Source organism: Rhodococcus sp. IEGM 1370 (assembly GCF_033142325.1).
In the GTDB taxonomy this organism is placed as follows: domain Bacteria; phylum Actinomycetota; class Actinomycetes; order Mycobacteriales; family Mycobacteriaceae; genus Rhodococcoides.
The window spans coordinates 1-13,329 of sequence record NZ_JAWLRY010000015.1 but is presented as its reverse complement, the minus strand read 5'-3'; the positions used below and the strand labels follow the sequence as shown (position 1 = coordinate 13,329).

Annotated in this window: 16 protein-coding genes; 11 read left to right on the top strand and 5 right to left on the bottom strand. The window is 63.9% G+C overall.

The features are described 5' to 3' along the window. Nucleotide 1: 1 nt before the first annotated feature. A complete protein-coding gene (locus R4P47_RS17525; protein WP_269596480.1) occupies nt 2–1,228 on the bottom strand; it encodes a PAS domain S-box protein in 1,227 nt (408 codons plus the stop codon). Nucleotides 1,229–1,355: 127 nt separating this feature from the next. Here R4P47_RS17525 and R4P47_RS17520 point away from each other — a divergent pair, with 127 nt between their 5' ends. The 5 genes from R4P47_RS17520 to R4P47_RS17500 all read left to right on the top strand — a co-directional run bounded on the left by R4P47_RS17520 (nt 1,356) and on the right by R4P47_RS17500 (nt 5,570). Further along, a complete protein-coding gene (locus tag R4P47_RS17520) occupies nt 1,356–2,561 on the top strand; it encodes an MFS transporter (protein ID WP_269596481.1) in 1,206 nt (401 codons plus the stop codon). Nucleotides 2,562–2,575: 14 nt separating this feature from the next. Then, complete coding sequence (locus tag R4P47_RS17515; RefSeq protein WP_032396178.1) at nt 2,576–2,932, top strand: ArsR/SmtB family transcription factor; 357 nt, start codon at nt 2,576–2,578, stop codon at nt 2,930–2,932. 20 nt (nt 2,933–2,952) lie between these two features. Continuing rightward, nucleotides 2,953–3,492, top strand: a complete 540-nt coding sequence (locus R4P47_RS17510; protein ID WP_269596482.1) for a copper resistance protein CopC — start codon at nt 2,953–2,955, stop codon at nt 3,490–3,492. A gap of 35 nt (nt 3,493–3,527) precedes the next feature. Then, nucleotides 3,528–4,259, top strand: coding sequence for a TetR/AcrR family transcriptional regulator (locus R4P47_RS17505; RefSeq protein WP_283347493.1), 732 nt, complete (start codon nt 3,528–3,530; stop codon nt 4,257–4,259). A 90-nt stretch (nt 4,260–4,349) separates the two neighbouring features. Further along, nucleotides 4,350–5,570 (top strand): Fic family protein, encoded by a 1,221-nt coding sequence (locus R4P47_RS17500; RefSeq protein ID WP_269596484.1) that lies wholly within the window; start codon nt 4,350–4,352, stop codon nt 5,568–5,570. Here the strand turns inward: R4P47_RS17500 and R4P47_RS17495 are convergent. From R4P47_RS17495 to R4P47_RS17485, 3 genes are all read right to left on the bottom strand, one after another. Next, complete coding sequence (locus R4P47_RS17495) at nt 5,543–6,511, bottom strand: AurF N-oxygenase family protein (RefSeq protein WP_269596485.1); 969 nt, start codon at nt 6,509–6,511, stop codon at nt 5,543–5,545. The two genes, R4P47_RS17500 and R4P47_RS17495, sit on opposite strands and share 28 nt — an antisense overlap. Before the next feature lie 229 nt (nt 6,512–6,740). Next, nucleotides 6,741–7,067 carry a hypothetical protein gene (locus R4P47_RS17490; protein WP_269596486.1) on the bottom strand — a complete coding sequence of 109 codons (327 nt, stop codon included), beginning with the start codon at nt 7,065–7,067 and terminating at the stop codon, nt 6,741–6,743. A 201-nt stretch (nt 7,068–7,268) separates the two neighbouring features. After that, complete coding sequence (locus tag R4P47_RS17485; protein WP_269596866.1) at nt 7,269–7,703, bottom strand: hypothetical protein; 435 nt, start codon at nt 7,701–7,703, stop codon at nt 7,269–7,271. Here R4P47_RS17485 and R4P47_RS17480 point away from each other — a divergent pair. Continuing rightward, nucleotides 7,624–8,772, top strand: coding sequence for a GGDEF domain-containing protein (locus R4P47_RS17480; protein ID WP_317547815.1), 1,149 nt, complete (start codon nt 7,624–7,626; stop codon nt 8,770–8,772). The two genes, R4P47_RS17485 and R4P47_RS17480, sit on opposite strands and share 80 nt — an antisense overlap. Before the next feature lie 107 nt (nt 8,773–8,879). After that, the gene (locus tag R4P47_RS17475; RefSeq protein ID WP_269596864.1) at nt 8,880–9,500 is read left to right on the top strand and encodes a class I SAM-dependent methyltransferase; all 621 of its coding nucleotides are present in this window, start codon (nt 8,880–8,882) and stop codon (nt 9,498–9,500) included. On the opposite strand, the gene R4P47_RS17470 is transcribed toward R4P47_RS17475, so the two are convergent. Beyond that, entirely contained in the window at nt 9,478–10,509 is a 1,032-nt protein-coding gene (locus R4P47_RS17470) for an ABC transporter substrate-binding protein (protein ID WP_317547814.1), read from the bottom strand. The genes R4P47_RS17475 and R4P47_RS17470 overlap by 23 nt on opposite strands. A 181-nt stretch (nt 10,510–10,690) precedes the next feature. Between R4P47_RS17470 and R4P47_RS17465 the strand changes: the two genes are divergently transcribed. From R4P47_RS17465 to R4P47_RS17450, 4 genes are read left to right on the top strand one after another with little or no spacing between them, the layout of a single operon-like run. Continuing rightward, nucleotides 10,691–11,689, top strand: a complete 999-nt coding sequence (locus R4P47_RS17465) for an intradiol ring-cleavage dioxygenase (protein ID WP_269596862.1) — start codon at nt 10,691–10,693, stop codon at nt 11,687–11,689. 33 nt (nt 11,690–11,722) lie between these two features. Further along, nucleotides 11,723–11,950 carry a twin-arginine translocase TatA/TatE family subunit gene (locus R4P47_RS17460; RefSeq protein WP_094640695.1) on the top strand — a complete coding sequence of 76 codons (228 nt, stop codon included), beginning with the start codon at nt 11,723–11,725 and terminating at the stop codon, nt 11,948–11,950. Then, nucleotides 11,947–12,723 (top strand): twin-arginine translocase subunit TatC, encoded by a 777-nt coding sequence (gene tatC, locus R4P47_RS17455; RefSeq protein ID WP_269596861.1) that lies wholly within the window; start codon nt 11,947–11,949, stop codon nt 12,721–12,723. The genes R4P47_RS17460 and tatC overlap by 4 nt, the downstream gene beginning before the upstream one ends. Next, nucleotides 12,711–13,193: a twin-arginine translocase TatA/TatE family subunit gene (locus R4P47_RS17450; RefSeq protein ID WP_269596860.1), complete on the top strand. Its 483-nt coding sequence runs from the start codon at nt 12,711–12,713 to the stop codon at nt 13,191–13,193. Before tatC ends, R4P47_RS17450 begins: the two co-directional genes overlap by 13 nt. Nucleotides 13,194–13,329: the final 136 nt, after the last annotated feature.

Genomic DNA, 13,329 nt, shown 5'->3' with positions numbered 1-13,329 from the left:
CTCAGGCGCGCTTGGACGAGTACATTCGCTCGTCTGCGATGCGTAGTAATTCGTCCGGGTCGGTGGTTGGTTCCCAACTCCATCCGACGCTCACCGAGACCGGGACGACGATGCCGTCGATGTCGTAGGGGCCGGCGAGGAGGCCACGAACCCGGTTGGCAAGGCGCTCGACTCCCTCGGCAGATCTGGCGGAGTGCAGCAGGGCTACGAATTCGTCACCGCCGATGCGGCAGGCGATGTCTCGAGTGCGGGTGTTGTCCAGGATGCGACGGCCGATTGCCTGGAGTACCCGGTCCCCCACTGCGTGGCCGAACCTATCGTTGATGGATTTGAAGGAATCGATGTCCACGAAGAGCATTCCGACCGGGCGTTCGCTGACCGATTCCTTCAGCGCATCCAGCTCGGCCATCAATCGTCGTCGATTACCCAACGCCGTCAGGTCGTCGATCAGCACCTGGCGTTCGAGCGACGCCTCGGCAGCTTTGCGAGCGGTGATGTCCTGGATCTGCGCGATGATGACGTCGCCGGATTCGTCGTCGCGCACCACGGTCGCGTTTCGCTGCACCCAGATGGTGGCTCCGTCCTTGCGGATGTATCGCTTCTCCGACGCCACGTTCGTCAGAGTCCCGTCGGCCAGTCCCTTGAGGTGTTCGTCGGCGAGGGGAATGTCGTCGGGATGGGTGATGTCACGAAAGGTTTTCTGCCGCAATTCTTCTGCGGTGTAGCCGAGTAGTTCGCACAGGGCCTTGTTCACCTGGAGCCATCGTCCGTCACGGGTCATCACTGCTTTGCCGATCGGGGCGTTCTCCATGACGTTCTGGAACAGCCGGATCGCGCGATCGCGCTCGCGTTCGACCTCGGCGCGTGCGCTGACATCGACGACCAACGCGGTGAACCCGACAACGACACCGTCGACGATATCGGGCACATAGGTTGCCTGAGTGACGCGCACGGCACCGTTGACGTCGATGAGGGTCCGGTCGAACTGCTGTTGCTCGCCGGCGAGGACGCCCGTGATGTACGGCTCGTTCAACTGAAAGAGCGCCTCGCCGAGCAGTTCGCTGAGGTGCTTACCGACCAAATCCCGAGGTTCGATACCGAAGTAATCCGCGTACACCTGGTTGGCGTACACATTCCGCAGCGAGCTGTCCCAGTAGCCGATCATCGAAGGCAACTGATCGACGGCGCGACGCATGACCTCGCTCGATGCGTTTCGCGTACCGGTCATGGACCACCTCGTTTGTGACGCCGACCGCGCAACGCTACCCAAAGATTCCCTGTCGTGCCTGCGGGAACTCGGAATCGGCAAAAACATATGAGTGCGCAAGTGCGCACACATGTGTACCTTGAATCCCATGCTGCGCCGAAACATCGCCTTCCGACGCCTGTTCACCGCGCAGGTCGTCGCGTTGCTGGGCACCGGTCTGTTGACGGTGGCACTGGGGCTGCTCGCCTACGACATCGCCGGCAGTGCCGCCGGTGCGGTCCTCGGCACCGCTCTCGCGATCAAGATGATCGCGTATGTGTTTGTCGCTCCGATTGTTTCGTCACTGACCAACGCGCTCCCGAGCAAGCTCGTGCTCGTCACCGCCGACGCCGTCAGGGCGCTCACCGCGCTGGCGCTGCCCTTCGTCGATCAGGTGTGGCAGGTATACGTGCTGATCTTCGTTCTGCAGGCGGCGTCGGCCACGTTCACTCCCACCTTTCAGGCGGTCATTCCGTCCGTGGTGCCCGACTCGCAGCAGTACACCCGCGCGTTGACGCTCTCACGCCTCGCCTACGACCTCGAGTCACTGGTCAGTCCACTCATCGCCGCAGCACTGTTGACGGTCATCGGCTTTCACACGCTGTTCGTCGGCACGGCGCTGGGGTTCGTCGTCTCCGCGATGATGGTGGTGGGCACGGTGCTGCCGAAACGCACTGCGCCCAAACACAACAGGCCGACAACAGGCATCACGACGTTCGTCAGAAATCCCGAACTGCAGGGGCTGCTCGCCCTGAACACGGTGGTTGCTGCGGCGACAGCTCTCGTGATGGTCAATTCCGTGGTCTACGTTCGCGATCTGTTCGGCGGCTCGAGCAGCCAGCTGGCCATCGCTCTCGGCTTCTACGGCGGCGGTTCGATGCTCGCTGCACTGCTCATCCCGCGGGCGCTGAGATCCACGAACGACCACACCCTCATGCTCACCGGGGCCGCAACGGCCGTCGTGGGAACCGCAGCAGCAACAGCAGTTGCAACCCTGAACGGTGGGTCGGCAGCCTGGATCGCGCTGGCCACGACGTGGGCGCTGCTGGGCGTCGGGACGTCGATGATCAACACGCCGTCGGCGAGGATTCTGCGTCGTGAATCCGACGAGAGCACCCGTACATCCATCTTCACGGCGCAGTTCTCGCTCTCGCATGCCGCGTTTCTGCTCACCTATCCGGTTGCGGGATGGGTCGGGGCTCAGTTCGGACTGTTCACCGCGGCGATGGTGCTCACGGGCTTGGCTACACTTGCGACACTGACCGCAGCACGCCTGTGGAGTCGCACCCGAATGTCGGTGGTCGCCTCCGCGTAGGGAGACGACGTTCGATGCCACCGAAGAAGGAACCGCGCATCAGTCTCGACCATGCCGTCGAACCGGACTCCGCGCGCCTGGCCACGGCCAGCGACACCTTCCGGATGCTCTCCGACCCCACCCGACTGCACATCCTCTGGCTACTCGACCGAGGGCCCGCCGACGTCAGCGCATTGACCACGGCCACCGGAACCTCCCGCACCGCCGTCAGCCAGCATCTGGCCAAGCTCCGATTCACCGGACTCGTCGAGACCCGACGCGACGGCCGCAACGTCATCTACCGCCTGGCCGACGGTCACCTCGCCCGTCTCGTGCGTGAAGGCCTCAACTTCGCAGACCACAAGGTCACCGGCGAACCTCCACACGAGTAGCCACAACAAGAAAGCAGTCCATGAAACGCCTGGCCGTGATCGCAGCCGCCATTCTCACCGCGACGGCACTGTCGATCGCTCCGGCAGCTGCGCATGCAACTCTGCAGTCCAGCAACCCTGCCGAGAACTCCGTGCTCGACGCCGCGCCGGACGAGGTGACGCTGACGTTCAATCAGTCCGTGCAGTCGAACTTCGCCACCGTGACTGTCGTCGGATCCGACGGAACGCAATGGGGGGCATCGGATCCCGTCGTCGACGGCAGCACGGTGACAGTGGATCTGGACGGGCTGGGTGCGGCGGGTGAGTACACCATCGGCTACCGAGTGGTCTCCGCCGACGGGCACCCGATCACCGGCAGCATTCCGTTCCAGCTCACCCAAGCGTCCCCGACGTCGGCAGCAACCTCAGCATCCGCAGCCCCTGCCACTACCGAAACAACCCCGACCGCCGCCGAAGACACCCAGGACAGCAGCGGCTTTCCGATCTGGATCATCGCGGTGGTCGTAATCGCGGTCGGCGCAGCCGGCGTTCTGTTCGCGCTTCGTAAACGCAGCAACTGACAGCCTTGCCCAGTGTGGACGTGAGAACATGCAGCATGAGTGACGGTGGCCCGCGCCCGAAGTCCGATGGCCGTAAGCGGCGTTGGGAACAGCACAACACCGATCGTCGACGCCATATCATCGACGCCGCCATGACGGTGCTGGCGCGCGATATCGCTCCTGGTGAGCGGCTCACCACCGCTCAGATTTCCGCCGAGGCCGGGGTACATCGCACCGGTCTGTACCGGCATTTTCGTGATCGCACCGACTTGGACACGGCTATTCAGCGGGCGATCTGCGCGGAGTTGACGGCCACGTTGGTCACCTCGTTCGCGTTGACCGGCACTCCTCGCGATGTGGTCCATCGAGTGGTGAGTACCTACGTGCGGTGGGTGGCGGAGCATCCCGCGTGGACGCGTTTCGTCGAGCAGGACGTCAGTGCCGAGTCGCCTACTCCCCTCGAAGAAACCAACGCCATGCTGGCCGAGCAGTTGGAAGTGAGCGTCGCGGCGTTCCTGTCCCTCGTGCATGCTGACCTGACCACCGACGACTGGTCGCTGGTGCGGCCGTGGGTGGCGGGCCTGGTGTCCGGCTGCATGGGTGCGGTGCGCAGTTGGAGCGGGCAGACCGAAACACGTACCGGGCTCGATCATTTCGCGACATTCTTGGCCGACACCATCTGGCTGCAGGTCAAGGGACTCGGAGCATCCCGCGGCATCGCGATCCCGCAGGTGCCACTCGAGAGCGTCGTCGACGAGACTCAGCCGAAAGACGGCTCACTGCGGTAGCGCGTCCATTGGCGCACATAGTCTACTGTCGTGATATCAAAGTATACTTACGTTCGAAACAGTCGCGTTTTCTGACGATCGGGGGCGACAATGATCTGGTCGCCGCACCGCGTCGAGTCGCGGGCCTGGAAGCCGAGTCGGCGTCAGGGTTCGCGGGCCGATCGCACGCTGCAACACATCGAAGTGTCCATCCCACCCATGATCGGCGAAGCGCAGTGCGATCTCTCCGGCTCGGTTGCTCGGGCTCATGAAGAGGCGGTCATTGCTGTCGTCCGGCTGGAGGCGGGTTTCGGCGAGCACCTGGCACCGTTGTCCGACTTTCTGCTCCGAAGCGAGTCTGTCGCATCGTCGAAAATAGAGCACATCGACGCCGGCTGGCGCGCCTTCGGCAAGGCCTTCGCCGGAGGTAAATCCAACGCCGAGGCGAAATCTCAACTCGCGGCCGTGCATGCTCTGGCGGCGATGGTCGACGCCGCAGGCAGAGGTCCGATCACCGGTGACGACCTCACGACCGCGCACAGACTGTTGATGGCACCGGATTTCTACACCGCGCGCGATTCGGGCACCATTCGCGACGTGCAGAATTGGATCGGCGGCAGCGATTACACCCCGATCGACGCTCTGTACGTCCCGCCTCCGCCGGAGCTCGTCCACGAACTGATGGCGGATCTGCTCACCTTCGCCAACCGAACAGATCTGCCCGTACTTGCTCAGGCTGCGATCGCGCACGCCCAGTTCGAGTCCATCCACCCGTTCACCGACGGCAACGGCCGCATCGGCCGGGCTCTGATCAGCGCGATCCTGCGTCGACGCGGATTGACCGGACGGGTGACAGTCCCCCTGGCATCGGTGATGCTCGCGGACACAGGGCGCTACTTCGACAGGCTGACCGACTACCGCGCCGGTGACGCAGATGGATTCGTGAACTACGTCGCGCAGGCGGCAACCGTGTCCAGCTACGCCGCCCAGGAATCGGCCCAGGCATTGGCCGAACTTCCTGAACACTGGCGCGTCACTGCTCGCCCCCGCGCCAATTCGGCGGACGCGAAGATCATCGACGCCTTGCTCGACACCCCGATCTTGAACGCGGACACGGCCAGTCGGATCACCGGCACCACCGATGCGAGCACCTATCGCGCCCTCGCTCGGCTGACCGAGGCAGGCGTGCTCGAGGTACTGACAGCCAGCAAGCGCAACCAGATATGGGCTGCCACGGCGGTTCTGGCCGAACTCGATGCACTCAGCGTCGCCATTGGAAGACGCTCGGTCCCCCAACGAACAGCTCAGCCGAACGACGGCTCGCTGCGGTAGCGCGAGGGGCGGCCGTCGATACCGAGTGCGCGCCATACGCGTCGGGACACGCGGTTCATCAGTCCGAGCTCGCCCGCGAGCATGCGGACGTCACCGAAGGTGTCGCGCAATGCCTTTCGTGAGGAGTCACTGTCCCACCAGACGGCGTCGACAACCTCGTCGGGGATGTCGAGGTCGCGTCGCATCTGCTTGCTCGGTTTCATGATCACGTCGCACAGCAGTCGCATGATGACCGGCATGAGTATCGAGATCGATGCCTTCTCGAAGCGTCCGAGCCGCGGGGCCTTGTGCTCGAGGTACTGATGCGCGAAGCCGATGTGACGGGCTTCCTCGGCGATGTGAATCTGCATCACGCGCTGAACCAAGGGGTGTCCGACGCTACCGGCGCGCAGGACGCCCTTCTGCATGTGGTCGATCGGCTCTTCTCCCGCGAGGACGCCGACGAAGAATCCGAACGGTGTCGATCGAGCGGCGAACACCGTAAGCATCGGTACGACCTTGCGGAACCACGCGGGCCCACCCGGCACGTCGATGCCGATGCGGTTCACCAGTTCCTGGAACATTTGGGTGTGGTGGCACTCTTCGGTGGCTTCGTGCGTCGAGTACCGAAATTCGGGTGAATCGTTGGGCAGCGTGAGGGCGTACTGCATGAGTCCGCTGATGAGGATCTGCTCGAACTGCAGGCCGACCTTGACCATGCTGGCCTGGCGGTACATCCCGATGTGAATCTGCCGGTCCAGGGGAAGCGACTTGTACCAGTCGGTGTGGCCGAGCGGGTCCGCGTCCGGGAGCACCCAGCGTGGATCGTTGGGAACGATCGCATATTCGGGCTCATCCCAGGGGATGTCGAGGAAGGCGTCGAAGTGCTGATGCACCGATGCCGTCGACAGAGCGTGCAGCCTGTCTCGGTAGAGCGTTCGTGCGTCGTCGACTGCAGTCATAGTGATCCTTCCGCCCGCGTCCGTTCAAATCTTTACGCTACACAGCGTCACATATAAATCTAGTTGGTGCAACGCTCCGTCGCAGATACTTGAAGAAATCGATTCGAAACGACGAAACCGGCCGACCGCTGTACGGTCGACCGGCCTCGAATACTCGGGCGCCCCGGGTCGTGAGCAGAAGCTCGTAGCAGGCTACGAAGTTCCAGTCACGTGCGACGACGTCGCTCCATCACCAGTATGGCAACACCATCACGACGAATCCGATGCCGACGACGATTCCGACGATGCCGGTCCCGATGGCAAGCGCCCTGTCGCTGCGATCGGCGGGCGGCCCAGAAAGGTCGGGGCTGCGATCAGCCCACAATGCGGAGGCAACGGCAATCAGTCCCGCCGCGATACCGAGACCCGCAGCCCAGAACGAGACGATCGACAGTGCACCGAACATGACGGCATATTCGGTCACCTGAGCGCGGGTACGAATGCGCCGATTCCACCACTTCGGTGGCATGTCGTCGTCCGAATCACGTGTATCGAAGTGGGGAGAGGTGACGGTCACTGCGGACTCCTTTCGAGTGAGTATGTGCCTCTATTTTGGCACTCGACCGTTGAGAGTGCCAATCCCCTGGACGAGGGTGATCGGCGCGCGCACCCCCGGGTTTCGCAAAGGCGCGCGCGTTTGTCAGACGCGTTCGGATTTGCCCCCGATCCGGGCATAATTCGCGCGCACCTGGCAAAGGCGCGCGCGTTTGCGGAGAGGTCAGCCCCACAGAAACCGTTGCCCCACCGAGGCTTTCGTCGGACCCAGATCGAAGGTCGAGGCGTCGGGCATCAGGTACGGGACGAGTATCCGCATTGCGTACTCACGGTGCTCGAGCAGAACCTCGAGATATGTGCCCGACGCCTCCTCGTCGGTCACGTCGGAGACGATGGCGTACGACCGCAGATCCCCGGCGACGGCTCGCAGATCGTGGACGAGTTGCTCGTGCATCGCAGTGTTCGACGCCCCGCCTCCGTCCGGCTGCAGCGGCGCGAGCACTCGCTGCCCGCCGGACAAATCGTTGACGACAGCGACCGGGTGGAGGCCCCAGTTCTCGGTGATCCGTTCGGCGGCGATGTCGATGCAGACGTCGAGCAGATCGTCGAAATCCTGTTGGCACTCGATGCTCGTCACTTCTCGCCACTTCGTCGTCATCAAGACCCCATCGTCGGCCGGCCATCCCAACCCCTTGGACGGCGCGGGAGCACGAACGGTTCCCGAAAGTCGTACATTCGTACCAGTTTGCTGCCTTCCAGCGACAGTTGAGCAAGAGTCGGCCGAACCGAGCTCCCGGCAGACGCATGTGCCGTTGGGCTCGACCCCACCTCGACTAGACTTTCGGTGCAGGAAAGGGAAGAAAGCGGGTCGTCGCGTCGTGGAGGAACACTGGTACAGGCGCATGTTCGCCTCCAGCCCCGTGGCGCAAGCTGTCTCCGACGCCGATGGGCTCTTCGTCGACGTCAATGCCGCCTATTGCGAACTCGTCGGCTTGACCTCCTCGGAACTGATAGGTCGATCCGCGACGGTGCACACTCACCCGGACGACCTCCCGCTCCACGGCAGCGTCGAGGACCTGATGGCCGCCGGGACGGCCGCGGAAGAATCCGTGAAAGTCGAGGTGAGGTTCGTTCGCCCGAACGACGAGATTCGCTGGGTTCTACTGACTCTGGTTCCTTTCACCGGTCCGGCCGATGCCGAGTGGACGCTCGCTGCCGCTCTCGATATCACCGAACGAAAAGAGGTCGAGGACGGCATCCTGCTTGCGTCCCGAACAGATCAACTGACCGGGGCACTCAACCGTCGCGGCTGGTCGGACTACGCGGTGTCCGTCGTCGACGACCATTCGGTCGACACCGTGGTCGCGGTTCTCGATCTGGACCATTTCAAGCAGTTCAACGACCACTTCGGCCACGCAGCCGGCGACGCGTTGCTCCGCGACTTCGCGTCGACTGCCCGCAACTGCATCGGCGTCGATGGCCTCCTGGCACGATGGGGCGGAGAGGAATTCGTGATCATTCTCCGCAACTGCGATCGTCGCGATGCTCTTCGATCACTCGAGGCTCTTGCAGCCGCCACCATGCCTTCGGGGGTGACGTTCTCGGCCGGATACACGCTCCAGCGACCGAACGAAGGTCTTCGCAACACACTCGACAGAGCTGACGCACTGATGTTTCAGGCGAAGCGCGCCGGCCGCAATCGAATGATCACCGACGCACCTCACTGACACAGTGCGAGCACCGTCGCCGATTTGCTGATACGGCAACAATACTTGCCGCACCTGCGCGCGGGCTGTCATTCTGATATCGGCACACCACCGGGAGAGGACGATCGATGACGCACGCATTCGACAAGGACTACTGGGAGCACCATTGGGATGACAGAACATCCCACACCGTCGCCGCCAATCCGTATCTCGTGGAGGAAACAGCCGGATCGACGCCCGGTACCGCGCTCGACGCAGGATGTGGCACCGGAGCGGAAGCGATCTGGCTCGCCGAGCAGGGCTGGCAGGTCACCGGTGCTGACATCTCCGCAGCCGCCCTCCAGGCCGCCGCGCAGCAGGCGCAGACAGCGGGGGTCGACGTCACCTGGATCGAAGCCGACCTGACGACCTGGAACCCCACCGAGCGTTGGGATCTGGTGATGACCCACTACGCGCATCCGTCGATTCCACAGTTGGAGTTCTATCGACACATCGCGCAGTGGGTCGCGCCGGGCGGTTCACTGCTCATCGTCGGGCATCTGAACGATGGCGCACACCATCATTCACCCGATGGCACACCGCCGCACGAGACCACCGTCACCGCGAAAGACATCACCGCCCTGTTCGACGCCTCCTCGTGGCGCATCGACACCGCACTCGAGCGTTCCAGGACCGTCGGCGGGACGGGTGTGCACTCGAAAACGTTGCGCGATGCGGTGTTTCGGGTCAGTTCACGGGCACCGCGATAGCATCGGCAAGTCCGTCGACGAGTGTCGGCAGGAAGTACGGAATCGACAGTGCCGTCGGGCCCACTGCGGCTCCGGCTTCCTGGCCGACGAATCCGGCGACCGCACCGGCAGCGACGGCCGGAATCTGACGCGACACAGGCGAATCGAGGAACTGCTGCAGAGCGTCCTCGGTGTCGACCTGAGTGAACACGACGTCTGCGTCGATCTTCGAGATGTTCTCCGCCGAGACGGTCGTCGAGTAGGTGGCATCGTCGGTCGCGAGATCGGTCACCGATGCCGGTGAGGCGAAGCCGAGGTTCTCGAGCAGCTCCACTCGCGGGTCCGTCGGCAACAGCAGGTAGTACACGTCGGCAGCCTCGGACACGTATGCGATTGTGCGGCCGTCGAATTCGGGATGCTGCGCGCCTGCGTCCTGCACCTGGCGATCCAGATCGGCAACGAGATCGCGTGCGCGCTCGGGGACTCCGAGAACGTCGCCGGTGGTGGTGATGACGTCGCGCCACGGCGTCGACCACAGCTCCTCGGGCGGGGCGATGACGGGAACTCCGGCCGCGGTCACCGCGTCGTATTCGGCTCGGGTGAGGCCGGAGTGCGGGGCCAACACGACGTCGGGGTCGGTGGCGAGCAGTTTCTCGACGGACAGTGCGTCCGTGACGTTGTCGAGCAGAACCGGTGCCGGGCCGCCCGAGGCCTCGATCGCGTCGGATACCCACGGATAGATCAGATCGTCACCTCCGCCGTATTCGGCCGACGGCATCGCCACCGGGACGACACCCAGTGCGAGCACCGCGTCGGTGGTGCCGAATCCCCATGTCGCGACCCGTTCGGGTACCGCGTCCAGCGTGGTGTCGCCGTACATGTGGTGCACGGTCAGCGGGAACGAGCCGGTGGACGGCGACTCGGTCGGGCTGTCGGTCGAATCGGACGAGCTGCAGCCAACCAGTGCGATGGATGCGGCTGCCACGGCGGTGAACACTGCGGCGAAGCGGAACGTGAGGCGATGAGTCATGACAATCCTGTAGCCCGAGAGGGCATTACCGATAAGGCTAGCCTTAGCTATCTCCCATCGGAAATCCGGGCCACACCGCTCACAGGAACCTTGCAGCGGAGGTTCAGGGTCTTCACCGCAACGTCCCAGAGTATTGGCACTACCGAATCATTCAGTGCCACATCGAAGGAGACCCACGACGATGACCCGCATCCCCGAGCCCACCAACACTTCTGCCGGACCCGCCTACGAGGGCCGGCTACTCGATCGCCCCGCCGAGGAGGTCGTCGACCAGGGCGCGAGGTTCGACATCACCACCCTCGTCACCCGTCGCCGCGTGCTGAGCATCGTCGGCGCAGGGGCCGGCGCGGTGGCGTTGGCTGCCTGCTCGAGCACGTCGAACTCTGGAAGTGCCACCGCCACAACGGCAACCGCGTCGAGCACAGCCACCGCCGCAACCAGCGAGATCCCCGACGAGACCAACGGCCCCTACCCCGCCGACGGCTCGAACGGCGTCAATGTGCTCGAAGAATCGGGAATCGTTCGCCGCGACATCACCTCCAGCCTCGACGGCGGCACCACGGTCGGCGGAGTGCCCCTGTCGCTCGACCTCACCCTCACCGACATGGCGAACGACAATCGCCCCTTCGAGAACGCCGCCGTGTACCTGTGGCAATGCGATGCGGCAGGGCTGTATTCGATGTATTCGGAAGGAGTCGAGGACGAGACGTACCTGCGCGGCATCCAGGCCGCCGACGCCAACGGCACCGTCACCTTCGACACGATCGTCCCCGGTTGCTACAGCGGCCGCTGGACCCACATTCACTTCGAGGTCTATCCCGACGCCGCCTCGGCGACCACAGCGGACAACGCCATCGCCACTTCGCAGATCGCATTCCCTCAGGACATGCTCGACGCGATCTACGAGCTCGACACCTACCCGTCATCGGCGCAGAACCTCGCGCAGCTCGGCAGCATCGACAACGACAACGTGTTCGGCGACGGCTACGAATTGCAGATGGGATCGTTCTCGGGCGACGCCACCGCCGGCTACGTCGGATCGCTGGCCGTCGCCATCGACACCACCACCGAACCCACCGCCGGCGCAGCCCCTTCCGGCGGCGGAGGCGGCCAGTCCCCGATGGGCGGCGGCACTCCCCCGGCCGGTGGCCCACCCGCAGGCACCGCACCCACCAACTGATCACCCCTACCTCACACCACCGAAGGAATCACCATGTTGCACAACCTCACCGGCTGGCATGCCCTCATCGTTCTCGCCATCCTGCTGCTCGTCTTCGGCTCCACCAAGCTCCCGTCACTCGCGAAGGGCGTCGGCCAGTCGATGCGCATCCTGAAAGACGAAGTGCGCGAGGAGAAGAAGCCCACAGCGCGTGACGACACGACCGCTCCGGTGTTCGCCGACGCTGCGTCCACGCCGGTTCCGTACCGACACACCTCGTGAGCACAGCCACCGCCGCGCGGGGAGTGATGCCGCTTGCCGCGCATGCACGCGAGGCACGTCGCCGCGCGATTCGCGCGGCGGTGTCGCTGCTCGTCGGCATCGCGATCGGATTCGCGCTCTCCGACCAGATTCTCGACATCCTGCGCGCACCCGTCGAAGAACTCGCCCTCACCCGTCAGGCCAGCCTCAACTTCGAAACCGTCACCGGCGCTTTCGATCTCGAACTGAAGATCGCCCTGTTCACCGGCGTCATCGTGTCGTCTCCGGTGTGGCTGCGTGAACTGTTCGCCTACCTCACCCCCGGCATGACGCGTCGGGAAAAGAAGTACGTCTACGGCTTCTCCGCGGCCGCAGCTCCACTGTTCGTCGCCGGCTGCGTGTTCGGGTTCGCCATCTTCCCCCGCATGGTCAGCGTCCTCGCCGGGTTCTCCTCCGACCAGGACAGCACCATCCTCAACGCCTCGTACTACGTCGACTTCGTCATGAAGATCGTCCTGGCCACCGGCATCGCCTTCGTCCTTCCGGCACTGCTGGTGATGCTGAACTGCCTCGGCATCCTTTCCGCACGCAGGCTACGCAGCAGCTGGCGAATCAGCGTCGTCGGCATCGCGCTGTTCAGTGCACTCGTCACGCCCGCCGCCGATGTCCTGTCGATGTTCCTGGTCGCGGTTCCCATGGCCACACTGTTCGGCGCAGCAATCGTGATCACCGAGGTACACGACAGACGCGCCCTGACACCACCGAAACCGGAGCTATCATCATGTTCGGCTTGACCTTCGAGAAACTGTTCCTGGTCGCGATCATCGCCGGGTTCGTCCTGGGCCCCCAACGCCTCCCCGGATACGCGCACCAACTCACCCGCGCCGTACGCAGCGTGCGCCATTTCGTCGACACCACCCGCACCGCGGCCGAAGACGAAATAGGTGTTCCGCTCCGACGCTCGGAATGGGAATCGATGAACCTGCGGCAATACGACCCCCGCCGGATCGTCAGCGACGCACTGCGTGACACCAACCAACTGCGTGACACCGAGTCCCCATCGGAGCAGGTCCTCGCCGAAGCAGCCCGCGTACGACCCGGCCAGAAATACCTCATCACCGGGCCCTCCTCGCATCCCCGACGCATTCTCATCGACTCACTCCCGCAGAACGATCCGCGTCGCATCGCGGCACAACTGCAACCGAAAGCGGCTACTTCGGCGATGGCGACAGAGATCGGTGCTACCCACACCGCGCTCGGCTGAATCCGAAAGGCGATAATCGCACCCACAATTACCTGACAGTTAGAGCGGCGAAAGGAAGAAGGGAGTGTCAGATTAACGGTGGATCCGACCTTGGCGTCGGTTAGTTTCCGTTCGGGGTGATGCGTCCTTCGAAGGT

Excerpts from the sequence above, each read along its gene's own strand:
- R4P47_RS17525 (WP_269596480.1), bottom strand. The coding sequence starts at position 1,228 with ATGACCGGTACGCGAAACGCATCGAGCGAGGTCATGCGTCGCGCCGTC.
- R4P47_RS17520 (WP_269596481.1), top strand. The coding sequence starts at position 1,356 with ATGCTGCGCCGAAACATCGCCTTCCGACGCCTGTTCACCGCGCAGGTC.
- R4P47_RS17515 (WP_032396178.1), top strand. The coding sequence starts at position 2,576 with ATGCCACCGAAGAAGGAACCGCGCATCAGTCTCGACCATGCCGTCGAA.
- R4P47_RS17510 (WP_269596482.1), top strand. The coding sequence starts at position 2,953 with ATGAAACGCCTGGCCGTGATCGCAGCCGCCATTCTCACCGCGACGGCA.
- R4P47_RS17505 (WP_283347493.1), top strand. The coding sequence starts at position 3,528 with ATGAGTGACGGTGGCCCGCGCCCGAAGTCCGATGGCCGTAAGCGGCGT.
- R4P47_RS17500 (WP_269596484.1), top strand. The coding sequence starts at position 4,350 with ATGATCTGGTCGCCGCACCGCGTCGAGTCGCGGGCCTGGAAGCCGAGT.
- R4P47_RS17495 (WP_269596485.1), bottom strand. The coding sequence starts at position 6,511 with ATGACTGCAGTCGACGACGCACGAACGCTCTACCGAGACAGGCTGCAC.
- R4P47_RS17480 (WP_317547815.1), top strand. The coding sequence starts at position 7,624 with ATGTCGATGCAGACGTCGAGCAGATCGTCGAAATCCTGTTGGCACTCG.
- R4P47_RS17485 (WP_269596866.1), bottom strand. The coding sequence starts at position 7,703 with ATGACGACGAAGTGGCGAGAAGTGACGAGCATCGAGTGCCAACAGGAT.
- R4P47_RS17475 (WP_269596864.1), top strand. The coding sequence starts at position 8,880 with ATGACGCACGCATTCGACAAGGACTACTGGGAGCACCATTGGGATGAC.
- R4P47_RS17470 (WP_317547814.1), bottom strand. The coding sequence starts at position 10,509 with ATGACTCATCGCCTCACGTTCCGCTTCGCCGCAGTGTTCACCGCCGTG.
- R4P47_RS17465 (WP_269596862.1), top strand. The coding sequence starts at position 10,691 with ATGACCCGCATCCCCGAGCCCACCAACACTTCTGCCGGACCCGCCTAC.
- R4P47_RS17460 (WP_094640695.1), top strand. The coding sequence starts at position 11,723 with ATGTTGCACAACCTCACCGGCTGGCATGCCCTCATCGTTCTCGCCATC.
- R4P47_RS17450 (WP_269596860.1), top strand. The coding sequence starts at position 12,711 with ATGTTCGGCTTGACCTTCGAGAAACTGTTCCTGGTCGCGATCATCGCC.